Annotated in this window: 18 protein-coding genes; 11 read left to right on the top strand and 7 right to left on the bottom strand. The window is 70.9% G+C overall.

The genetic code is table 11. The annotated features are described in order from the left end of the window. Positions 1 to 58 precede the first annotated feature (58 nt). Both AC07FT_RS19125 and AC07FT_RS19120 read right to left on the bottom strand, forming a co-directional pair. Complete coding sequence (locus AC07FT_RS19125) at positions 59 to 958, bottom strand: alpha/beta fold hydrolase (protein ID WP_479177232.1); 900 nt, start codon at positions 956 to 958, stop codon at positions 59 to 61. Beyond that, a complete protein-coding gene (locus AC07FT_RS19120; RefSeq protein ID WP_479177230.1) occupies positions 951 to 2,456 on the bottom strand; it encodes an AMP-binding protein in 1,506 nt (501 codons plus the stop codon). Before AC07FT_RS19120 ends, AC07FT_RS19125 begins: the two co-directional genes overlap by 8 nt. Positions 2,457 to 3,123: 667 nt before the next feature. Here AC07FT_RS19120 and AC07FT_RS19115 point away from each other — a divergent pair. After that, complete coding sequence (locus AC07FT_RS19115) at positions 3,124 to 4,377, top strand: MFS transporter (RefSeq protein ID WP_479177229.1); 1,254 nt, start codon at positions 3,124 to 3,126, stop codon at positions 4,375 to 4,377. Between the two features lie 94 nt (positions 4,378 to 4,471). On the opposite strand, the gene AC07FT_RS19110 is transcribed toward AC07FT_RS19115, so the two are convergent. Beyond that, complete coding sequence (locus AC07FT_RS19110) at positions 4,472 to 5,059, bottom strand: NuoB/complex I 20 kDa subunit family protein (protein WP_479177227.1); 588 nt, start codon at positions 5,057 to 5,059, stop codon at positions 4,472 to 4,474. A gap of 394 nt (positions 5,060 to 5,453) precedes the next feature. On the opposite strand from AC07FT_RS19110, the gene AC07FT_RS19105 reads away from it, so the two are divergent. The 7 genes from AC07FT_RS19105 to AC07FT_RS19075 all read left to right on the top strand — a co-directional run bounded on the left by AC07FT_RS19105 (position 5,454) and on the right by AC07FT_RS19075 (position 15,996). Further along, entirely contained in the window at positions 5,454 to 6,137 is a 684-nt protein-coding gene (locus AC07FT_RS19105) for a nitroreductase (protein ID WP_479177226.1), read from the top strand. 154 nt (positions 6,138 to 6,291) lie between these two features. After that, positions 6,292 to 7,026, top strand: coding sequence for a GntR family transcriptional regulator (locus tag AC07FT_RS19100; RefSeq protein WP_479177225.1), 735 nt, complete (start codon positions 6,292 to 6,294; stop codon positions 7,024 to 7,026). 129 nt (positions 7,027 to 7,155) lie between these two features. Beyond that, positions 7,156 to 8,835 carry a purine-cytosine permease family protein gene (locus AC07FT_RS19095; RefSeq protein WP_471197615.1) on the top strand — a complete coding sequence of 560 codons (1,680 nt, stop codon included), beginning with the start codon at positions 7,156 to 7,158 and terminating at the stop codon, positions 8,833 to 8,835. A 73-nt stretch (positions 8,836 to 8,908) separates the two neighbouring features. After that, a complete protein-coding gene (gene uca, locus AC07FT_RS19090; RefSeq protein WP_479177224.1) occupies positions 8,909 to 12,499 on the top strand; it encodes an urea carboxylase in 3,591 nt (1,196 codons plus the stop codon). Then, positions 12,496 to 14,217, top strand: coding sequence for an allophanate hydrolase (gene atzF / locus AC07FT_RS19085; protein ID WP_479177223.1), 1,722 nt, complete (start codon positions 12,496 to 12,498; stop codon positions 14,215 to 14,217). Before uca ends, atzF begins: the two co-directional genes overlap by 4 nt. A 131-nt stretch (positions 14,218 to 14,348) precedes the next feature. Next, a complete protein-coding gene (locus tag AC07FT_RS19080; protein WP_479177222.1) occupies positions 14,349 to 15,038 on the top strand; it encodes a TetR-like C-terminal domain-containing protein in 690 nt (229 codons plus the stop codon). 100 nt (positions 15,039 to 15,138) lie between these two features. Beyond that, positions 15,139 to 15,996 carry a DUF8017 domain-containing protein gene (locus tag AC07FT_RS19075; protein WP_479177221.1) on the top strand — a complete coding sequence of 286 codons (858 nt, stop codon included), beginning with the start codon at positions 15,139 to 15,141 and terminating at the stop codon, positions 15,994 to 15,996. 133 nt (positions 15,997 to 16,129) lie between these two features. On the opposite strand, the gene AC07FT_RS19070 is transcribed toward AC07FT_RS19075, so the two are convergent. Then, positions 16,130 to 16,534 (bottom strand): RidA family protein, encoded by a 405-nt coding sequence (locus tag AC07FT_RS19070; protein ID WP_479177219.1) that lies wholly within the window; start codon positions 16,532 to 16,534, stop codon positions 16,130 to 16,132. A gap of 94 nt (positions 16,535 to 16,628) precedes the next feature. Between AC07FT_RS19070 and AC07FT_RS19065 the strand changes: the two genes are divergently transcribed. Then, positions 16,629 to 17,594, top strand: a complete 966-nt coding sequence (locus tag AC07FT_RS19065) for a LysR family transcriptional regulator (protein WP_479177218.1) — start codon at positions 16,629 to 16,631, stop codon at positions 17,592 to 17,594. A gap of 40 nt (positions 17,595 to 17,634) precedes the next feature. On the opposite strand, the gene AC07FT_RS19060 is transcribed toward AC07FT_RS19065, so the two are convergent. Further along, entirely contained in the window at positions 17,635 to 18,081 is a 447-nt protein-coding gene (locus AC07FT_RS19060) for an anthrone oxygenase family protein (protein ID WP_479177217.1), read from the bottom strand. Positions 18,082 to 18,182: 101 nt separating this feature from the next. Here AC07FT_RS19060 and AC07FT_RS19055 point away from each other — a divergent pair, with 101 nt between their 5' ends. Continuing rightward, positions 18,183 to 18,758 carry a TetR/AcrR family transcriptional regulator gene (locus AC07FT_RS19055; RefSeq protein ID WP_479177216.1) on the top strand — a complete coding sequence of 192 codons (576 nt, stop codon included), beginning with the start codon at positions 18,183 to 18,185 and terminating at the stop codon, positions 18,756 to 18,758. A 16-nt stretch (positions 18,759 to 18,774) separates the two neighbouring features. On the opposite strand, the gene AC07FT_RS19050 is transcribed toward AC07FT_RS19055, so the two are convergent. Then, on the bottom strand, positions 18,775 to 19,674 hold the full coding sequence (locus AC07FT_RS19050) for an aminoglycoside phosphotransferase family protein (protein WP_479177215.1): 900 nt from the start codon (positions 19,672 to 19,674) through the stop codon (positions 18,775 to 18,777). Between the two features lie 335 nt (positions 19,675 to 20,009). On the opposite strand from AC07FT_RS19050, the gene AC07FT_RS19045 reads away from it, so the two are divergent. Beyond that, entirely contained in the window at positions 20,010 to 21,131 is a 1,122-nt protein-coding gene (locus AC07FT_RS19045) for a right-handed parallel beta-helix repeat-containing protein (RefSeq protein ID WP_479177214.1), read from the top strand. 58 nt (positions 21,132 to 21,189) lie between these two features. Here the strand turns inward: AC07FT_RS19045 and AC07FT_RS19040 are convergent. Further along, the coding region (locus tag AC07FT_RS19040; protein WP_479177213.1) for an SIS domain-containing protein at positions 21,190 to 21,840 on the bottom strand (651 nt) is incomplete at its 5' end.

Here is a 21,840-nt window from a genome sequence, read left to right as displayed (position 1 = left end):
GGGGGGCGCCGCCGCGCCCCCCGCGCCTTTCTCCACCCCGGTGTCAGGGCCGGGCGGTTCAGCCCCCTCCGGAGATGGCCACGATGGCGGCACGGAGCTGTTCGACGACCGCGGCGCTGGGGCAGACGTGGCCGTAGCCCTCGACGAACAGTCCGGTGGCGCCGGGCACGGTCTCGGCCAGGGCCCGCCCGTGTTCCACGGGGATGATCGGGTCCTCGGTGCCGTGGATGACCAGGGTGGGCACGTCCAGCGCACGCAGCCGTGGCGCGAGGTCACCGACGGCCGCGGTGGCGTGGATGGCGAGCTGACTGGCATCCGGGTGCCAGGGGTTCGTCGCGCGGTCGTACTCGTGGGTGAGGACGGCCCGGCACTCCTCCAGGTCGAATTCGGTGCTTCCGGCCAGCGGAGCGTAGGCGCTGAAGCGGGCCTCGATGAACTCTTCCCGGGTGGCGGGCGGGCTGGCGGTCAGCTCGGCCCCCACCTGAGCCATATGCGCCAGGTAGTCGGCGTGCGGGGGCGGGGAGAAGAACGACGCCTCACCGTTGAGGGCGGGCACCACGCCCGCCAGGGCAGAGCTGGTCGAGACCAGCGTCAGCGAGCGCACCCGGTCCGGGTGGTCGAGCCCGAGGAGCTGGGCGATGAAACCGCCCATGGACCCACCGACGATATGCGCGGCGTCGACGCCGTAGCCGTCCAGGACCGCCAGGGCGTCGCGGGCCAGGTCATGACAGTCGTAGGGGTTCTTGTCGTAGTCGACCAGGGTGGACTTGCCGGTGTTGCGGTGGTCGTAGCGGATCACGTGCCGCCCGCTCGCCGCCAGGCCGTGGCACAGGCTGTCGGGCCACCCCACGGCTTGGGCGTCGGCCCCCACGATCAGCAGGACGGTGGGGTCGGCGGGATCCCCGAAGTCCTCGGTCCACAGCTGGAGTTCACCGGCTTTGACGGTCTTCTCAGGCATGCGACGGTCCCTTCCTGTCCTCTGGGGAGACCCGTTCCGTCCCTCGCAGGGCCTCGATGGCGGCGTCGCGGATGGCTCCGCGACGGGTCTTGCCCGCGTCGTCGCGCAACGGCTCGTCGGTGAATTCGACGGATCGGGGGATCTTGTGGCGGTCCAGCCGGTCGGCCAGGTGGTCGAGAAGCTCCTCGACGGTGGTTCCCGGGGCCGCCTGGACGACCGCGTGGACCCGCTGGCCGAGGTCGTCGTCCGGAAGTCCGACGACCGCGCTGGTCTGCACCGCGGGGTGCTCACTGAGGGCCGCTTCGACCTGTGCCGGGTAGATGTTGGCGCCGCCGGAGACGATGAGGTCGGTGCGGCGGTCGCTGAGGTAGAGGTAGCCGTCCTCGTCCATCCAGCCCAGGTCGCCCAGGGACTCCCAGTCCCCGTGGGTACGGGCCTTCGCCCCGATGTACCGGTAGCCGGGGTCGCCTTCGGGCGGCCGCATGAAGATCTCGCCGATCACACCCGGCGGAGCCGGTGTGCCGTCGGGGTCGAGCACGGTCATCTCGCCGCTCATCACCCGGCCCACCGAGCCCCGGTGTGCGAGCCACTCGGTGCCGTTGAGCGCGGCGATCGCCTGGGCCTCCGTACCGGTGTACATCTCCCACAGCCGCTCGGGGCCGATCAGCTCGATCCACGCCTCCTTCACCCACGGCGGACAGGCCGCCGCAGAGTGCAGCATCACCCTCAGGGAGGAGCCGTCGAAGCGTCCCGGCTGCTCCTGCTCCGCGCGCCAGATCCGCTGCATCATGGTCGGCACCACCACCATCCACGACACGGCGTGGGTGCGGATGGCGTCCATGGCCTCGAGGGCGTCGAAGCGGGGCAGCACCACCAGATGGTGGCCCATGAACAGGCCCAGGCTGGAGAAGGTGAAGGGCGCGTTGTGGTAGAGCGGGCCCGGGACCAGCTGGCAGTCGTCGGGCTCCATCAGCATCGCGCGGGCCTGGGCGAGGTCGATGTCACCGTCGTGGCCATCGACAATGATCTTGGGGCGTCCGGTGCTGCCGCCCGAGGTCGGAGCCTTCCAGGAGGGGGAGATCCGTTCGGGCAGCGGGCCGTCGTCCAGCCCCAGGGGCGGCAGGAAACCGGCGGGGACATGAGCGACGCCGGGGTGGTCGGCGGGGTCCAGATCCCCGACCACCAGCGTGGAGCCCGCCAGCTCCACGATCTCCCGCCGCTCACGGGCCGGCAGCCGCCAGGAGACCGGCTGCGGCACGGCACCGAGTTTCCACACGGCGACGGTGGCGAGGAAGAAATCGATGGAGTTCGGCAGCGCGATGGTGACGAAGTCACCCTGCTCCACCCCGAGTTCCGCGTAGGAGCGGGCGAGCCGGTTGCTGCCGCGGTCGAGCTCCTCCCGGGTCAGGGTCCGCGCGCCACAGGTGACGGCGGGGCGCTGTGGATCCCGCTCGGCCAGTTCCCTGATGATGCGGCCGATCGGTTGCGTCGTGGACATCGGTCATCCTTCTCGCGGCTCTGGACCGGACGGCGGCCGGGACGTCCTCCTCCGGTGCGGGCCCCGCGCCGGTGCGGCGCGGGCGGAATGAAGAGTGGCGCATATGTTCCTCGGGCCGACCGCGCCACCGTCACCCGGGCAGGCACCGCCGTTCCGACGCCATCAAAGGCCGGGGCCGGACACGGCCGCATCCGTAGAACCACTGGGTCGGCCGTGTTCCGGGGCCGGAAACACCGGCCCCGCGGACCCGTGGCGGCCCGGTCCGGACACCACCACACCCGGTGCACGCAATGTGACCGCCGCCACTATTTCCGCAACCTGGACACATTCGCTCGTGGCCGGTAACACTTTGGGCAGCGGGAGCCTGTCGATCAGGCCGTCACCCACCGCATGGACGCCCACGGCGTATCCGTCCACGCGCACTCCCCCCTTCCCGGGCCACGGAGCGCGTCGTGTCCCACCGATCGACACCTCTTTGCTCCTCGCTCTCAACTCCTCGCCTCCGCGACCGCTGTGGAATCGCCTTCCCTGGTGCCCTTCCCAGCGGGCCGGTGTGCGTCCGCCAGGACGGGCGGCGCACACCGGCCTCCTCGGCGCGCGGCTGTGATGAGGGCTGCGCACACCGCCCGGCGGCGCGGCCACTCCTAGACCCACAGGGAGTCGTTCCATGAACGTCACGGTCGCCCCTCCGGACACGGGGAAACCACCGAAGATCCGCTACGGCGGACTGATGACGTCCGTCGTCAGTGTCACCCTCATGTACAACGTCTGCCTGGGGGGCGCGCTGGGGATCCTGATACCGAAACAGATCGCCGAGATCACCCCCGACGGCAAGGTCGGCGCGCTGGCCATGGTGACCGCGGTCGGTGCGGCCGTCACCGTCTTCGCCAACCCCATCGCCGGTGCGCTGTCGGACCGTACCCGCAGCCGCTGGGGGCGGCGTACGCCCTGGGTGATCGCCGGTGGTCTGGGCAGCGCGGTGACCCTGCTGGCGCTCGGCACCCTGGGCGCGCTGGTGTGGATCGCGTTGTTCTGGGCGCTGACGAAGATGTTCCTCAATGTGCTCATCGCACCGGTGAACGCGCTGGTGCCGGACCGGACACCTCCGGAGAAGCGCGGCTTCGTCTCCGCCTTGACGGGGCTGGCGGGGTTCGCGGGCGCGGTCGGGGGCACGCTGGTGGCCGCGGCGTTCGTCTCCCGGACCCCGGTCGGCTACACGGTGATCGCGGTCGGACTGGTGGCCGCGGCGGTGTCGTTCGCGCTGCTGTCCGGTGACCGCTCCAGCGCGGGTGAACCGCGGTCCCCGTTCCACCTGGGACGCTTCCTCCGCGGCTTCTGGGTGAGCCCCCGCCGGTACCCCGACTTCGCCTGGGCGTTCGTCGCCCGCACGGCGATGGTCCTCGGGTTCAACGCGATCCTCACCTACCAGCTGTACATCCTCCAGGACTACGTGGGCATGTCCCTGGACGAGGCCGCCGAGCTCAGCCCCGCCCTGAACCTGGTGCTGGTGGTGGGCGTCATCATCGGCACGCTCCCCTCCGGCGCGCTGTCCGACCGGCTGGGCCGCCGCAAGGTGTTCGTGCTGATCTCCTCGCTCACCATCGCGACCGCCGGTCTGGCGCCCCTGTTCTGGCCCACCGTCACCGCGATGTACGTGTTCTACGCGATCGCCGGTCTGGGCTTCGGCTGCTACGCGGCGGTGGATCAGGCGCTGATGACCCTGGTACTGCCCAACTCCGAGGACAACGGCAAGGACATGGGTCTCCTCAGCATCGCGAACAACGGGGCCCAGGCGGTGGCTCCCGTCGTGGCCGCGGGGCTGATCAGCGCACTGGGCGGCTACCGGTCACTCTTCGGTGCCGGTGTCGTGCTCGCGATCATCGGCGCGGCCGCCGTCCTGCCGATCAAGAGCGTGCGCTGACCCCGCGCCCGCCGAGCCGGATTCGCCGGTTCGGCGGGCGCGGGCCGAACCGGCGCTCACCGAAACGGCGTTCACCATCCCGCGGGGGACGCCCTCACGCAGATCCCCGGGCGTCCCCCGGCGTCCGGGGATCGCCGGGCAGCAGCGGTACATCGATGACGGGACGGGCGCGGAGCGCCGCTTCCTCCGCCGCGCGCGCCGCCTCCTCACGGTTCACCCCGAGCGCCGCGGACCGGACCTGTTCATGCAGCTTGACGACGGCGTCCATGAGCATCTGCGGGCGGGGCGGACACCCCGGCAGATAGATGTCCACGGGGACGATGTGATCGACCCCCTGCACCACCGCGTAGTTGTTGAACATCCCGCCCGAGGACGCGCACACCCCCATGGCGATCACCCACTTGGGGTTGGGCATCTGGTCGTACACACGGCGCAGCACGGGAGCCATCTTCTGACTGACCCGCCCGGACACGATCATGAGATCCGCCTGTCTCGGCCCGCGCCAGTACTCCATCCCCCATCGCGACAGATCGTGCCTGGCACCCCCGGTCGCCATCACTTCCATCGCACAGCACGCCAGGCCGAAAACCGCGGGGAACATCGACGACTTGCGCGCCGCTCCCGCGATGGCTTCGACGGTCGTGAGGGCGAAACCGCTCGGGAGACTCTCTTCGATACCCACACCAGCACCTCTGTTCCAAGGGTCCGGGGACGGCAAGTCCTGTCTGATCAGGGCGTTCTGATCCTCACCCAACGTAGCCGGTGGACGCCGGACCGGAACCGGACGCGGGCGCGGCCCGCCGGAAGATGAGTAACGATTACTCACCGCCGGGATGGGTGCGGCGGTTCGCTTCCTCCGGTACGGTGCGGTACGCCGAGCAGACGGACGGGGCCGCCTCCGTTCCCGGGGTGAGTAGGAATTACTCACCGGGCCGGAAGGGAGCGCGGCGAGAGTTGCTGCGGGCAGGCAGCGCGGCGGGGTGCCGATCCGGCGGACAGCCGGGACACCCCTCGGGACACGCCATGCCGCCCGGTCCCTCCACCGACTCTCGTCATGACCCCAGGAAGTGATGCGCATGTCCGCCACCCCGCAGATGCCCGCCTACGCCGAGCAGTTGATCCGCGGTCGGCGTGCCACCCGGGCCTTCCTCCCGGACCCCGTCCCCGAGCAGACCCTGCGTGACATCTTCTCGCTGGCCGGGGCCGCGCCCTCCTCGTCCAACACCCAGCCGTGGCTGGTCGAGGTGGTGAGCGGTGGCACCCGCGACCGGCTGAGCAAGGCCCTGCTCACCGCGAAGGAGGAGAACAAGTTCACCTTCGACTTCCCCTACAACGACGAGATGTACTCCGGGAACAGTGACCGGTGGCGCCGGGACATGGGTGCCCGGATGTACGGCGCCATGGGGATCGCGCGGGATGACCACGAGGGACGTCATGTCATCCTCCGCGACAATCTGCGGTTCTTCGGCGCCCCGCACGTGGCGCTGATGTTCATGCCGCCCAACGCGGAGGAGCGGATGGCCAATGACACCGGGATCTACGCCCAGACGCTGATGCTCGCCATGGCCGCCCACGGTGTCGCCAGCTGCCCGCAGGCATCCCTGGGCTTCTTCTGCGACACCATCCGCGAAACCCTCGACATCAGCGACAACAAGCTCATATTCGGGATCTCCTTCGGCTACGCCGACGAGTCCTCCCCGAGGAACGAGGTCCGCATGCCGCGCGCCGAGCTGTCGGAGACCACCCGCTTCCACAGCTGACGGCAGCGCCCCCCGTGTACCGGCCGTCGTCCCTCGGGGGTGGCGGCCTTCCGCCCTGCGTGCGACGTCCGTCGGGCGCGGTGAGGTCTCCGAAACGAGCCCTTCACAGGAGCGCGGCCCTGAGGGAAACACGCCGTTCCTAGCGTATCCGCCCATGGATGCAGAGCTGTATACGCGGCTGGACACCACCTCCGCACCGGAGGCCCGGCCCGCGTCCTCGCTCGGTGGGACGGTCTACGCGACGCTGCGGAACGCCGTCCTGAACGGCGGGTTCGGGCCGCGCGAAGCACTGGCGGAACTGCGGCTGGCCGCACGGTTCGGAGTGTCCCGGACACCGGTGCGCGAGGCACTGGCCCGGCTGCACGCCGACGGGCTGATCGAGCGCGGGGACGGCGGCTTCTTCGCCACCATGCCCAACCTCGGCCGGCTCAAGGACCTCTACGAACTCCGGGTCACCCTGGAGCTGAGAGGGGTCGCCCGTGCGATCGAGGACCCCTCCGTACGCCACGACCCTGCCCTCCTCGGCGACGAGTTGGAGCGTTGGTACGCGATGCGTACCTCTCCCCCGGCCCCCGACCCGCGCTTCGTGGTCCAGGACGAGCGGTTCCACGCCGAACTGTCCCGCGCCTCCGGCAACCCCGCCCTGACCGAGGCGCTCGTCGCGGTCAGCGAACGCATCCGCAGGGTGCGGATGTACGACTTCCTCACCCCGGACCGGGTGGAGACCACCATCACCGAACACATCGAGATCATGGAACTCGTCCGTGACGGCCGCCTCGACGAGGGATACCGGGCCCTGCACGCCCATGTCGGTGACTCGATGGCCGTGGTGATGGAACGCGCCCAGCGCGCCATGACCCAGATGGCGCTCCACGCCGACCGGCTCTGACCTCTGCTTTCTCCCCTTCTCCGGATCACCGCCCCCCACTCCCCCGTCCTGCCGACGACGTCACACGGGGAACCGGCCGCCCGCACGGCACATCCGGCACCACCCACCGCACTCCCGAGGAGGCGTGGTATGAGCACCACCGAGTCACGGCTGACGACGCAGGACGACACCTCACCGGCAATCCCTTCCGGCTCCCCGCGGACCGACCAGGCGGTGAAGGAGACACTGGAGGACTACACCCTCCGCTTCGCACCGCGCAGTTACCGCCGTTGGACACCGGCGGTCGTGGCGACCACCGCGCTCGGCGGTATCGCCTACATGGCCGACTTCTCCATCGGCGCCGGAATCGGTCTGGCCCACGGCACCGGCAACGCACTCGTGGCCATCGCCGTCGCCGCCGTGGTCATCTTCATCACCGGTTTCCCCCTCGCCTACTACGCGGCCCGCTACAACATCGACCTCGACCTGATCACTCGCGGCTCCGGCTTCGGCTACTACGGCTCGGTGCTCACCAGCGTCATCTTCGCCAGCTTCACCTTCATCTTCTTCGCCCTCGAAGGGTCCATCATGGCGCAGGGGCTCGGACTCGGCCTCGGACTGCCGCTGTGGCTGGGCTATCTGGTCTCCACGCTGATGGTGATCCCCCTGGTCATCTACGGCATGAAGGCGCTCAGCAAGCTCCAGGTGTGGACCACGCCCGTCTGGCTGCTGCTGATGGTGGCCCCGCTGCTGTACCTGGTCGTCACCGACCCCGGCAGCGTCGACCGCTTCCTCGCCTACGCGGGCACGGACGGCGACGGCGCTCTCGATCCGGCCTCCGTCCTCCTCGGCGCGGGGGTCTGTCTGTCCCTCATCGCGCAGATCGGTGAGCAGATCGACTATCTGCGCTTCATGCCGCCGAAGACCGAGGCGAACCGGCGCGCCTGGTGGACCGCCGTGATCACGGCGGGTCCGGGCTGGGTGGTGCTCGGGGCGCTCAAGCAGGCCATCGGTGTCTTCCTCGCCGTCCACGTCCTGGCCGAGGTCGGACCGGACGCCGCTCCCGAGCCGATCCAGCAGTTCCGTGGCGCCTTCGACGCGATGATGCCGTCGTGGCTGGTGATCCCACTGGCGGTGGTCCTGGTCGTGATCAGCCAGATCAAGATCAATGTGACGAACGCCTACTCCGGTTCGCTCGCCTGGACCAACTCCTTCACCCGGGTCACCGGCCGCTATCCCGGCCGCATGGTGTTCGTGCTGGTCAACCTGGGCTTCGCGCTGGTGCTGATGGAAGCCGACATGTTCAGCTTCCTCAACGACATCCTGGGCTTCTACTCCAACTGCGCCATCGCCTGGGTGGTGACCGTGGCCACCGACATCCTCGTCAACAAGTACCTGCTCAAACTCTCCCCGCACGCGCCCGAGTTCCGCCGGGGGATGCTCTACGCGGTCAACCCCGTGGGTGTGGTGGCGTTCGTGGCCGCCTCGGGCCTCTCCATCGCCGTGTACTTCCACCTGCTCGGCGACACCCTCCAGCCGTACTCGCCCGTCGCGGCGGCCCTGATCGCCTTCGTCCTCACCCCGCTGATGGCGGTCGCCACACGGGGCAGGTACTACCTGCGGCGCACCGACGACGGCATCGACGAACCCCTCCTGGACGCCGACGGCAACCCGAGCGCGGTCACCTACGACTGCCACGTGTGCCACCAGTCGTACGAGCGCCCGGACCTGACCGCCTGCCGGACGCACCAGGCGGTGGTGTGCTCCCTGTGCCTGAGCGCCGACCGGGCCGGTGACCACGTCCTGCCCGCCCAGCCGCCCGCCGCGTAGCCCCGGCCGTCCGGCGCCGCACCGCCCCTCACCCCCGCCCCACCTCGCCCTGCCCTGCCCCGGAGGAGCCGCCGTGTTCGACACCCTGCTCATCGCCAACCGCGGAGAGATCGCCTGCCGTGTCATCCGCGCCGCGCACACCCTCGGTCTGCGGACGGTGGCGGTGTACTCCGACGCCGATCGCGGCGCACCCCACGTCCGGATGGCCGACGAGGCCGTACACCTCGGCCCGGCGCCCGCCGCCGACAGCTATCTGCGGGCCGACAGGGTGCTGGACGCCGCCCTGTCCACCGGCGCCGGAGCGGTTCACCCCGGTTATGGCTTCCTGTCGGAGAACGCCGCCTTCGCCACCGCCGTGGAGGAGGCCGGGCTCGTCTTCGCCGGCCCCACACCCGTCCAGTTGGAGGTGTTCGGCGCCAAACACACCGCCCGTGCCGCCGCGCTGGACGCCGGTGTGCCGCTGCTGCCCGGCAGCGGGCTGCTGGCGGACGCCGGGGACGCGCTGCGCGCGGCCGAGGAGATCGGCTATCCGGTGATGCTCAAGGCGACCGGCGGCGGTGGCGGTATCGGCATGCAGGCGTGTACCGGTCCGGCGGAGCTGCGCGAGGCGTTCGCCCGGGTGACGCGGCTGGCGCGGGGCAGCTTCGGCGACGGCGGGGTCTTCCTGGAACGGTATGTGACCCACGCCCGCCACGTCGAGGTGCAGGTCTTCGGCGACGGCACCGGCCGGGTGGTCAGCCTCGGCGACCGCGACTGCTCGCTCCAGCGCCGCAATCAGAAGGTCCTCGAGGAGGCTCCGGCTCCCGGTCTGCCGTCCGCACTGAGGTCCCAACTGCACATCAGAGCACGAGCGTTGTGCGCTTCGGTCGGCTACCGGTCCGCCGGTACGGTGGAATTCGTGTATGACGCCGACCGCGAGGAGGCTTCCTTCCTGGAGGTCAACACCCGCCTCCAGGTCGAGCACCCGGTCACCGAGGAGACCAGCGGTGTCGACCTGGTCGGCTGGATGCTGCGGCTGGCCCGCGGCGAGAGCGGATTCCTCGACGGGCTCCCCGACGACGGTCCGCCTCGCCACGGCCACGCCGTCGAGGCCCGTGTCTACGCCGAGGACCCCGCCCGTGACCACCGGCCCAGCGCCGGGCTCCTCACCCGGGTCGAATTCCCCGACGACGTGCGCGTGGACAGCTGGGTGGAGACCGGCCAGGAGGTGTCCACCGCGTACGACCCGATGCTCGCCAAGGTCATCGCCACCGGTACGACCCGGGCCGAAGCCCTGTCCCGCCTCGACCAGGCCCTCTCCCGCACCCGGATCGACGGGGTCGAGACCAACCTCGGCCTGCTCCGGGCCGCTTGCCACCACCCGTCCGTGGTCACGGCACGACACACCACCGCCACCCTCGCCGAAGTCACCGACGGCCGCGCACGCGTGGACGTGGAGCGGCCCGGCACCCTGACCACCGTCCAGGACTGGCCGGGCCGGACCTCCTACTGGGAGGTCGGCATCCCGCCCAGCGGCCCGATGGACGACCACTCGTTCCGCCTGGGAAACACCGCGCTCGGCAATCCCGAGGGTGCGCCCGGCCTGGAGTGCACCCTCGACGGCCCCGCCCTGCGCTTCTCCCACCCGGCGGTCGTCTGTGTCACCGGCGCCCCCGCACCCGTCACGGTCGACGGTGTCCCGGCGGCCCAGTGGGAACCGCTGGAGATACCGGCCGGAGCACTGCTGGAGGTCGGCACGGCCGACGGACCCGGGATGCGCACGTATATCCTCCTCCGCGGGGGCCTCGACGTACCCGCGTACCTCGGCAGCGCCGCCACCTTCACCCTCGGCGGCTTCGGGGGGCACGCGGGCCGCGCCCTGCGCACCGGCGATGTGCTGCGCCCGGCCGCGCACGACGGCGACGTCCCCGCGCCCGCCCCCGTACCGATCGGCGCCCGACCGCACTTCACCACCGAGTGGCGGATCGCGGTGAGCGAGGGACCGCACGCCGCACCGGACTTCCTCACCCGTGAGGGCCTGGCCACCATGTACACGGCCGAGTGGAAGGTCTCCGCCCAGTCGGCACGCACCGGCGTCCGGCTGATCGGCCCCAAACCCGCGTGGGCACGGCGGGACGGCGGCGAGGCCGGACTCCACCCCTCCAACGTCCACGACACCGCGTACTCCGTCGGAGCCGTCAACCTCACCGGCGACACCCCCGCCGTACTCGGCCCGGACGGACCGAGCCTGGGCGGCTTCGCCTGCCCCGTCACCATCGTCAGCGCCGAGCGGTGGAAAGCCGGTCAGCTGCGCCCCGGCGACACCGTCCGCTTCGCCCCCGTCACCGAGGCCACGGCCGACGCGCTGCGCCGCGCACCGGCCCTGCTCACCCTCGCCACCGACGGCGCGGACGGTGACGACGGGGTCCTCGCCCGCCGCGCCGCCACCGACACCACACCGGAGGTGACCTACCGGCGCGGCGCCGATGACAACATCCTCGTCGAGTACGGACCCATGACGCTCGATCTGGCCCTGCGCATGCGCGTACACGCCCTGGCCCGCCATCTGACGGAGCACCGCCCACCCGGTCTGGTCGACATCACCCCCGGCGTGCGCTCCCTGCACCTGCACAGCGACCCCGGCGCGCTGCCACTGCGCACCCTCCTCGCCCTGCTCCAGGAGGCCGAGGACCACCTCCCGGCCGCCCAGGACCTCACCGTCCCCAGCCGGGCCGTCCACCTCCCACTGTCCTGGGACGACCCGACCGTGGAAGAGGCGATCGCGCGCTACGCGGCGTCCGTACGGGACGACGCCCCCTGGAACCCATCGAACATCGAGTTCATCCGCCGTATCAACGGCCTGGATTCGGTGGACGACGTACGGCGCACCGTCTTCGACGCCGAATACCTCGTCCTCGGCCTGGGCGACGTCTACCTCGGCGCTCCGGCCGCCACCCCACTCGATCCACGCCACCGCCTGGTGACCACCAAGTACAACCCGGCCAGGACGTGGACCGCCGAGGCGGGCGTCGGAATCGGCGGCTCCTACCTGTGTGTCTACGGGATGGAAAGCCCCGGTGGGTACCAGCTCATCGGCCGCACGGTGCCCATCTGGGGCGGACTTCGCCCGCACCGCTCGTTCGCCGACGGCACACCCTGGCTCCTGCGCTTCTTCGACCGTGTCGTCTGGCACCCCGTCTCATCCGACGAACTCCTCGACATCCGCGCCGACCTGGCCTCCGGCCGCACCGGACTCGACATCCGGCCCGGTACGTTCTCCCTCGCCGAGCACGAGCGCTTCCTGCGCGAGAACGCCGAGGACATCGCCGCCTTCCGCGCCCGCCAGTCCGCCGCCTTCACCGCGGAACGCCGCTCCTGGGAGGCGTCCGGGGAACTCACCGAACGCCCGGCCGCCACTCCGGCCCCGGCGCTCGCCCCCGTCGCCGCGCCACCGGGCTCCCGCCTGGTCGAGGCACCACTGAGCTCCAGTGTGTGGAAAGTGGAGGCGGGCCCCGGCGTCACGGTCGAGGCGGGCCAGCCACTGGTCGTCCTGGAGGCCATGAAGATGGAGGTCGTGGTGCGTGCCCCGGCCCCGGGCACCGTCACCGACATACTCGTCACCGCCGGACAACAGATCGACGCCGGCACCCCGCTGGCCGTCCTCATGAGGGAAGAAGCCGCATGAACCGGATCCCGTCCCCGCCCAGCTGCGCGGAACGCGTCACCGCCGCCTACCGGCGCATCGCCGAGACCGACCGGCCGGAGGTCTGGATCTCGCTGCGCGAGGAGTCGGCCGTCCTGGCCGAGGCCCGTGCGCTGGACGCCCGTATCGCCGCCGGGGAGGAGCTGCCCCTCGCCGGAACGCTGGTGGCGGTCAAGGACAACATCGACGTCGCCGGGCTCCCCACGACGGCCGCCTGCCCCGCGTACGCCTACACCCCCGATGTCTCCGCGTCCGCCGTACTGCGGCTGGTGGCCTCGGGCGCGATCGTGCTCGGCAAGACCAACATGGACCAGTTCGCCACCGGACTGGTGGGCACCCGCAGCCCGCACGGACCGGTCCGCAACGCCCTGCGCCCCGAGAAGGTCTCCGGCGGTTCCAGCTCGGGTTCCGCGGTCGCGGTGGCGCTCGGCATCGCCGATGTGGCGCTGGGCACCGACACCGCCGGCTCGGGCCGGGTGCCCGCCGCACTCAACGGCATCGTCGGCGTCAAACCCACCCTCGGGCTGGTCCCCACCAGCGGTGTGGTCCCCGCCGCCCGCTCGTACGACGCGGTGACCGTCTTCGCCCGCACGCTCACCGAGGCACAGCTGGCGCTGGCGCAGATGACAGGCCCGGACGAGGCCGATCCGCGCGGCCGGGCCTGGCCGGACGACGTACGGCTGTCCGCGCCGCCGAACCCGCGCGTCGCCGTCCCCCGCGACGAGGACCTCGCACCCCTCTCTGACCAGGCCCGCGCCGCCTTCCACGAGACGGTCGAACGGCTGGAACGCGCGGGCGCGCACACCGCGGTGATCGACGTCGGTCCGCTGCTGGCGGCCGCGAAGCTGCTGTACGACGGGGCGCTGGTGGCCGAACGGTACGCGGCCGTGGGCGATTTCATCGCCCGTGACCCCACGGCGGCGGACCCCACGGTCGGCGCCATCATCCTGGCCGCCGCCGGCCTCCCCGCCCACGCGCTCGTCGACGACCTGGAGCGCCTGGACGGCTACCGGGCGACGGCCCGCCGCATCCTCTCCGGTTTCGACGCCCTGCTCCTGCCGACCACCACCGAACACCCGGACATCGCCGCCGTACAGGCCGACCCGGTGGCCATCAACGCCCGCCTGGGCACCTACACCAACTTCGTCAACCTGCTCGACCTGGCCGCCGTGGCGGCCCCCGCGGGCGAGGCGGACGGCAGCCCGTTCGGCGTCAGCGTCATCACCCGGGCCTTCGAGGACCAGGTGGCCATCGACATCGCGGCCCTCCTGACCGCCGAACAGGCCCCGGTCCCCTACCCCGGCAACGGTGTCGACTTGGCCGTCTTCGGCGCACATCTGCGCCACCAACCCCTCAACCACCAGCTCACGGACGCCGGGGCCCGCTTCCGCGGGGAGATCCGCACGGCCCCCGCCCACCGCCTCATCGCCTTGGACACCACCCCGCCCAAGCCGGGCCTCCTCCGGGTGCCCCCACCGGACGGCGCGGCGATCACCGGCGAACGGTGGACCCTCTCCCCCACCGCCCTCGGCCACTTCCTCGCCGCCCTCCCGGCCCCCATGTTCCTGGGCCGCCTCGAACTCGCCGACGGCAGCTGGGTGCTGGGCTTCCACACGGATCCGGCGGCGGCGGAGACGGGGACGGACATCACGGCGTACGGGAGCTGGCCGGCGTACCTGGCCGAGCGCACCGGCGGATGAGGGGTACGGGCGAGGCGGGGCCGCGTGCGTTCATGGCGAGGCTTCACCGTCTCCCCGCCGCGTCGCGCATATCCGCCGAAGCCGTGGAGGGGCGGGGCCGGGGGTGAACAGGTTGTGTACGTTGGGCACCGATGATGACTGAGCGACCACCACACGGCTCGACCCGCCCCGGCGGGCGGACCGCCCGTACCCGTACCGCCGTCCTCACGGCTGCCCTGGACGAGCTCGACGGGGCAGGCATCGGCGCGCTCACCCTGGACAAGCTGGCAGCGCGCTCCGGTGTCCATGTGTCGACGATCCGGCGCCGCTGGCGCACCGTCGAGGGTGTCATCGGTGACCTGCTGGCCCAGCAGGGCACCACCATTCCCATCCCCGACTCCGGTGACCTCCGCCAGGACCTGCGGGAACTGGCCGGGAACATCGCCGAGTTCCACGCCACACCACGCAATCGGCACCTCATCGAAGGTGTCGTGGTGGCGGCCGCACACGATCCGCGTATCGCGGACATCGTGCGGGGGGCGTTCACCGCCCGGATCGAGCATGTCACCCAGCTCGTGCACCGTGCCGTCGCGCGCGGCGAACTCACCGTGGAGCCCGACGCCAGAGAGGTCATCGAAGCCCTCAGCGCCCCGTTCTACTACCGCATCCTCATCCTGCGCGGCGCCGTCGACGCCCGTCTGGTGCACACGAGCGCCGAGGCGGCGTATCTGGCGGCCCGAGCGGGAGCGTTCACCCCGCCGGAAGTGGAATCCGACGGCGGGCAGCGGGCGGAGGGCCGTCCCGGCGGCACCGCCGCCGCCGCGCTCCCCACCCACGCATAGGGTCCGCCGGGCCGTTCCGTTGTCACGAGCCGGTATCCGTCTCGCAATGGACCTGCACCTGGGCGAAGGACGGAAGCGCAGGTCACCTAGAGTTCCGATCATGCCTCAGTCAAAGATCCTCGAGCGAAACGCCGAGCACCAGCCGACCCCCCGGACGACCTCCCGACGTATGAAGAAGACCCTGATCGCAGCCCTCGGCCTCGGCGTAGCCCTCACTCTGAGCGCGTGCAACGAAGACACCGGCTCCTCCTCCAAGGGCAAGGGCAAGGACAAGGGCAAGGACAAGGGCGCCTCGCAGTCGAAGGCCCCTTCGGCGGAGTCGCCCGCGCCCGGTTCCCCGACGAAGCCGTCGGGTGGCGGGCCGGTGGTCGCGGGGTGGCAGACGCAGACCGCGGAGAAGCACCACTTCCGCTACGACGTGCCCGCCAAGGCCGACAAGTGGAAGGTCATCCAGAAGGACACGGCCCTCTCCTACACGGACAAGGCCGGCAAGCCGATCGTCGTCATGACCGGGGCCGCCAATTACCGTCAGGGCGGATGCGGATCGAGCCCCAACCCCAAGGCGGTCGGTGAGGCGGGCAAGGGACAGCTCGCCACCGTCGGCACCACGGGTGGCGGCACGGACGGCACTCTCCAGGAGAACGCCCGCAACTGGGCGGGCAACTGGGGCTTCGCCGCGTACGGCGGTCCGGACCACAAGCCCAAGATCAAGGTCAGCCAGGCCAAGCCGTGGAAGCAGGGCGGCATCGAGGGCTACACCGCGACCGCCGAGGTCACCGTGACCAACCGCCCGAGCTCGTGCGTTCCGCCCAAGGCCGTTGTGCACAGCATCGCCCAGAAGCTGCCGGACGGGACCATGCACGGCTGGGTGATCTACGCGGACCAGGGAGTGCCGAAGGCGCTGACGGACGCCGAGATCAAGAAGGTCATGAGCACGGTCCGGTCGACGGACAGCTGAGCCACGGGGGCAAGGCCCCCAACGTGTTCGCCGCGAGGGCCTCCGTCCGCGGTGGGATCTCGTGTCCCCACCGCGCGGAGGCCCTCGTGGCACACCGCCCGTTCACACCGAGCAGCCGACCGGCCGCCGGGGCCTACGGGGCGAGTGCGAACGCCTCGATCTCCACCAGCAGCTCGGGCCGGAACAGCGCGGCGACCTGCACGGCGCTACTGGCAGGCGGGCGCGAAGTGTCCACGAACTCATCGCGCACCTTACGGATCGCGGGCAGATACGCGATGTCGGTGATGAAGTACGTGAGTTTGATGACCTCGTCGAAGCCGACTCCCGCCGCGGCCAGACACCGCCGGAGATTCTCGAAGATCTGCCGGGTCTGTGCCTCCGCGTCCCCCTCTCCCACCAGCTTCCCGTCGCTGTCGAGGGCGATCTGTCCGGCGACCGCGACCAGCCGTCCGGTGCCGGTGACGACGTTGGTGTAACCGTTCCCGGGCACGACGCCCTCGGGCTCGGGGATGTGGGTGATCTCTGTCTTCTCGCTCATGCACGCCATCCTCACTCCACCCCACCCATCACACCAGCGCATATTCCGCAGGGGAGCCATGCTCTCCGCGCATGCCTCAACTAGGTTGTACGCCATGGACGTCACCGCACTGCGCTCGTTCGCCGAAGTGTGCCGCCGGGGCTCGATCAGCTCGGCTGCCCAGGCGCTGGGCTACACGCAATCCGCGCTCTCCCGGCAGATCTCCTCCCTGGAGAAACACCTGAGCGCCTCCCTCCTCTGCCGCCACGCACGCGGTGTACGCGCGACACCCGCGGGTGCCGCGCTCCTGGAGCACGCCACGGAGATACTCGCCCAGTTCGACCGCGCGGAGCGGGAGGTCGCCGCGGTCGCCCGCTATGGCACGGCCGCGGCGCGCATCCGCGTCGGGGCGGTGCCGTCGGCCTCGGCGGCGCTGCTGCCCGAAGCACTCGCGGTGTTCAGCGCCGAACGCCCCGCCGTGCGCGTCGAGTTCGACGAGGACGTGTCGCCGCACCTGCTGCCCCGACTGCTCGACGGCGAACTCGACGTGGCCGTCCTCACGGACTACCCACCGGGCCTGCCCGCACACGAAGTCCTGCGCGCCACCCACCTCCTGGACGACGAACTGCTGTGCGCGCTCCCCCCCGACCACCGGCTCGCGGACCCCGCGGCCGGAGCCCTCGATCTCGCCGAACTCGCCGACGAGACATGGGTCGAGGACTACGCCGGCTCGGCCTCCGCCCTCGCCACGGCCTGCGCCCGCGCCGGATTCACGCCCCGCCTCGGCACCCAGTGCGGCGGGTGGCTCGGCAAACAGGCCTTCGTGGCCGCCGGCTTCGGCATCCTCCTGGCCCCCTCCCTCCTCCTTCCGGCCCTCCGCCCCGACCTGTCCGTGCGTCGCCTGCACGAGCCTCCGTACCGCAGCGTCTACGCCGCGGTACGGCAGACCCACTCCACCCCCTCACACGCCGCCGCGGCCTTCGTGGACGCTCTGACGCGGACCCACACGGTGCGATCGAGGGCGAGGCCGACGCCCGGTACGGCCCCCAGCCCGGAGCCGCCGACGCCCCCCGCGTACTGACCGGGAGGACCAGCGGGGGCGTGGTGGCCGTGCGGAGTGTTCAGGCGAGACCGAGGACCAACAGGACGAAAGCCGTGACGATGACACCCACGCGGCCGTAGTGGAAGCGGTCCCAGCGGCCGAGTTGCTCCTTCCAGTCGGCCGGGAGGTTGTCCTTCGTCCACCGGGCGACGCGGGAGTTGATCGGGACCAGCAGGACGATCGACATCAGCACGCTCAGGACGAGCAGGGCCGTGGCCGCGGCGACCAGCCCCGCGCGGGGGTCGCCCCAGGTCACCCCCACCCAGACCGCACCGAGCACAACCGAGCCGATGTACCAGAAGGGCATCACCCTGCCCAGGATCCGGGCCCCTTCGGTGCGCCCCACGAGGCCACCGTCGCCCGGCAACCGCTTGAAGATCAGATTGAGGAAGACCGCGACCGCGAACTCCACGCCCACCAGCAGCCCGACAACCACCACCGTGACGACGGCGAGAGTGCTTTCCATGTCCCCTCCAAGGGCCCTGGGTGCGATTTCTAGCATCGCTAGATTGTAATCCGATGCTAGCCACCCATTGCTCGAATGTCTAGCGATGCTAGGATCGGATCATGTCGGTACAGGAGCGCAAGGAACGCGAGCGGGCCCACCGCCATCAACTGATCGTCGCGACGGCCCGTGAGCTCGCCGAATCCCAGGGGTGGGAAGCGGTGACCACGCGGCGGCTGGCGGAGCGCATCGAGTACAGCCAGCCCGTGCTCTACAGCCATTTCCGTGGCAAGAAAGAGATCGTCGGGGCCGTGGCCCTGGAGGGATTCGCCGAACTCACCACGGCGATCCGGCGGGCGGTGGCCGAGGACCCGGAGGGCCGCGGCGCGGTGTCGGCACTCACCCACGCCTACGTCGACTTCGCCGAGCACAACCCCGCGCTCTACGACGCGATGTTCCTCCTCGACACCGGTCTGCTGTTCGCCGACGAGACCACGCCCGCACCGCTGCGCGAGGCGTTCGGGGCGTTGCTCGAGACCCTCGGCGATGTCGCGGGAGACGCCGAACCGGCGCTGTTCGTCGAGGTGTTCTGGTCCGCCCTGCACGGACTGGTCGCGCTCACCCGCTCGGGCCGTCTCCCCCAGGCGAACGCCTCACGACGGCTGAACATCCTGGTCGACCGGCTCGCCGGGCAGTGACGGCAGCGCCACGGGGCTATCCGGTGCGCTCGCCGTCCGCGAGCACCTCCCCGATGACATGGCGCGCGGTCGCCGCCATCACGGGGTTGGTGTCCCGGTAGGAGGCGAGTTCGACGAGTGCCACGGACAGTGCCCAGCCGCGTCCGCGCGCCCAGGCCGCATCATCGGCCGCCACCGCTCTACAGAACGTGTCACGCGCGTTCGCCGGAAGGACGTACCACGCCACGATCAGATCGACGGCGGGGTCACCCAGCCCCAGACACTCGAAGTCGATGACACCGCTGAGCCGCCCCCGGTCCAGCAGGAGGTTACCCGGTTGCAGATCCGCGTGGACCAGCACCGGCGGATCCTGCCACACGGGGGCCCGCAGCGCGGTGTCCCACGCGGCCGTGGCCGCGTGGGCGTCGATCTCCGCGCGCACCTTCCGAATCGCCGACCGGGTGGCGCCGTCCCGCGCCGCCAGGTGTTCGCTCCGGTAGGACGGCGGAGCGTCCATGGCATCGATCCGGTGCAACGCGGTGATGAACTCCGCCATGTCCTCGGCGAACCGCCCCGGTTCGGTGATACGTCCGGGCACCGGGTTCTCGCCGTCCAGCCAGCGGTACACCGACCACGGCCAGGGGAACCCCTCCATCGGCGTTCCCATGCCCAGCGGCACGGGAACGGCGATGGGAAGCGAGGGGGCGAGCCGTGGCAGCCACCTGTGCTCCCTCGCGATGTCGTCGGCGGCGCCCGCGGCACGCGGGAACCGCACCACCTTGTCCGCGCCGAGGCGGTACATGGCGTTGGAGGTGCTCATCCGGCTCACCGGTTCGACGGGAAGACCGGCCCACCGCGGGAACTGCGCCGCGATCGCGCGACGTACCCGGGATATCTCGACATTCGGCTCATCGGCGTGCGTCCGGGCGGTGGGCATGCGGACCTTTCCAGGCTTGTGGGTGGCGGGCCGAGGCGTGAAGCGGCGCCCATCATGGCAGCCCGGGGACACCTCCGCAGCGGGATTTCCTACGGACCGGAATCCCCGCGGAACGGGACAGGCACCCGACGTCGCGCGCCGGGCTCACGGAACGACGGGCCACTGCGCCGGGCGCTGCGCTGTTCAGGTGGCGTCCCCTCACATCCCTTGTCGCTCGCCCACCTCGCTGCGTAACTGATGTCCGGCTCGTCCGGAACCACCGTCGTCAGCTGACCTCCGGTCCGGTGGTTCCCACCGGACGGCACGTCTCCCGACCGCCGTGGAAAGGGTCACCCATGCGCCTGCTCAGAACCTTGATCGCCTCCTGCTGCGCCGCGCTGGCCGTCAGCTGCCCGTCCTTCCCCGCCCAGGCGGCCACCGTCGTCCCGTGCGGCACCTCGGATCTGGTCAACGCCATCACCGTCGCCCCCTCCGGGCAGACCCTCGTCCTCGCGGCGAGCTGCACCTACACGCTCGATACGGCCATCGGCGCCAACGGGCTCCCCGTCGTCGACAAGAACCTCACCATCGTCGGCAACAACGCGACCATCACACGCGACGACGGCGCCCCGCAGTTCCGCATCATCCAGGTCGGCTCGGGCGGCGCGCTCAGTCTCACCGGCGGACTCACCGTCTCCGGCGGCGACACCACCGGCAGCGGCGGAGGCATCCTCGTCGACAGCGGTGGCACCCTGCGGCTGCTGAGAGACGTCACGGTCAGGGACAACGTGGCCGACGGCAACGGCGGGGGCATCAGTGTCAACGGCACCGCGTCGATCTCCTTCAGCACCGTCACGCACAACTCCGCCGAGAGCAACGGAAGCGAGGGCGGAGGGGTCGACAACGAGAACTCCACCACCATCAACAGCAGCTTCCTGACCTTCAACCACGCCGGGCAGTACGGCGGAGGTCTCAACAGCGACGCGGGTACCTCGACGGTCAACTCCACCACCATCAGCGACAACGACGCCGTCGACGGCGGGGGCGGAGGTGACTTCGACGGCGGCACCGTCGTCTTCAACAACAGCACCATCGTGGACAACACCGTGGCGGGGCCCGGTGGGTTCGACGGGGGCTTCTACAACGACGCGGTGGCCACGCTCACCAACACCACGGTGAGCCGCAACAGGGTCGCCCTCGGCGAGGAAGGAGGCATCGGCAACTACAACACCCTCGCCCTCAGGAACAGCCGGGTCACCTTCAACACGGTCGGCGGAACGGACGGCGACACCGGCGGTATCAACAACGACGGCACCCTGAGCCTGATCAACACGCCGGTGACCAACAACTCCGCCCCCGAACAACCCGGGGGCGTCGGTTCCGACGTGCCCTACACCACCGCCAATTCGCCGATCACCAACAACCAGCCCACCAACTGCGCCGGGAGTACGTTCATCCCGCCCGGGTGCGTCGGGTGAGTCGTCCATCGGACTGGGCCCGGGGCAGCTGCCCCGGGCCCCGCCCGCGCCGTCCCGCTCAGCGGGTCTCGGTGACCTTGGCCAGCGCGCGCGGCGCGTCCGGGTCCTGGCCACGGGCCACGGTGATCTCGTAAGCGAGCATCTGGAGCGGCAGGATCTCCAGGATCGGCTGGACCTCCTCGGCCACATCGGCCGTGGGCAGGACGAAGCCGGCGGATGCCCTCCGCACCTCGTGTTCGCCGCCGATGACGACCAGATCGGCGCCCCGGCCGCGGAGCCGCTCCAGCACCGGCTGGAGCGCCTCGCCGCCCTTGCCCTCGGGGACGATCGCGATCACCGGGGAGACGTTGTCGACCATCGCCAGCGGGCCGTGCAGCAGATCCGCCCCGGAGAACGGCAGAGCGGGGATGTAGCTGGTCTCCATCAGCTTCAGCGCGGCTTCCTTGGCCGTGGGGTAACCATAGCCGCGCGAGGTCAGCACCAGCCGCTCGGCGAAGCGGTAGCGCGCGGCCAAGGTGGCCACCTCCGGCTGCCGTGCGAGGATCCCCTCGGCGATCTCCGGCAGCGTCTTGGCCGCCGCGCCGTCGCCACCGCGCAGCCCCTCCACGAACAGGTACAGCGCCAGCAGTTCGGCGGTGTAGGTCTTGGTGGCGGGCAATGCCTTCTCCGGGCCGGCCAGCACATCGATATGGAACTCCGAGACAGCCGC

This window comes from Streptomyces sp. NPDC045899 (genome assembly GCF_056431485.1).
This window is presented reverse-complemented; position numbering and strand designations above follow the sequence as displayed.

What these genes read in the sequence shown, in the direction of transcription:
- AC07FT_RS19050 (WP_479177215.1), bottom strand. Translation starts at nt 19,674, where the DNA reads ATGCCCACCGCCCGGACGCACGCCGATGAGCCGAATGTCGAGATATCC.
- atzF (WP_479177223.1), top strand. Translation starts at nt 12,496, where the DNA reads ATGAACCGGATCCCGTCCCCGCCCAGCTGCGCGGAACGCGTCACCGCC.
- AC07FT_RS19070 (WP_479177219.1), bottom strand. Translation starts at nt 16,534, where the DNA reads ATGAGCGAGAAGACAGAGATCACCCACATCCCCGAGCCCGAGGGCGTC.
- AC07FT_RS19125 (WP_479177232.1), bottom strand. Translation starts at nt 958, where the DNA reads ATGCCTGAGAAGACCGTCAAAGCCGGTGAACTCCAGCTGTGGACCGAG.
- AC07FT_RS19060 (WP_479177217.1), bottom strand. Translation starts at nt 18,081, where the DNA reads ATGGAAAGCACTCTCGCCGTCGTCACGGTGGTGGTTGTCGGGCTGCTG.
- AC07FT_RS19120 (WP_479177230.1), bottom strand. Translation starts at nt 2,456, where the DNA reads ATGTCCACGACGCAACCGATCGGCCGCATCATCAGGGAACTGGCCGAG.
- AC07FT_RS19095 (WP_471197615.1), top strand. Translation starts at nt 7,156, where the DNA reads ATGAGCACCACCGAGTCACGGCTGACGACGCAGGACGACACCTCACCG.
- AC07FT_RS19055 (WP_479177216.1), top strand. Translation starts at nt 18,183, where the DNA reads ATGTCGGTACAGGAGCGCAAGGAACGCGAGCGGGCCCACCGCCATCAA.
- AC07FT_RS19100 (WP_479177225.1), top strand. Translation starts at nt 6,292, where the DNA reads ATGGATGCAGAGCTGTATACGCGGCTGGACACCACCTCCGCACCGGAG.
- AC07FT_RS19115 (WP_479177229.1), top strand. Translation starts at nt 3,124, where the DNA reads ATGAACGTCACGGTCGCCCCTCCGGACACGGGGAAACCACCGAAGATC.
- AC07FT_RS19045 (WP_479177214.1), top strand. Translation starts at nt 20,010, where the DNA reads ATGCGCCTGCTCAGAACCTTGATCGCCTCCTGCTGCGCCGCGCTGGCC.
- AC07FT_RS19105 (WP_479177226.1), top strand. Translation starts at nt 5,454, where the DNA reads ATGTCCGCCACCCCGCAGATGCCCGCCTACGCCGAGCAGTTGATCCGC.
- AC07FT_RS19075 (WP_479177221.1), top strand. Translation starts at nt 15,139, where the DNA reads ATGCCTCAGTCAAAGATCCTCGAGCGAAACGCCGAGCACCAGCCGACC.
- AC07FT_RS19080 (WP_479177222.1), top strand. Translation starts at nt 14,349, where the DNA reads ATGATGACTGAGCGACCACCACACGGCTCGACCCGCCCCGGCGGGCGG.
- AC07FT_RS19065 (WP_479177218.1), top strand. Translation starts at nt 16,629, where the DNA reads ATGGACGTCACCGCACTGCGCTCGTTCGCCGAAGTGTGCCGCCGGGGC.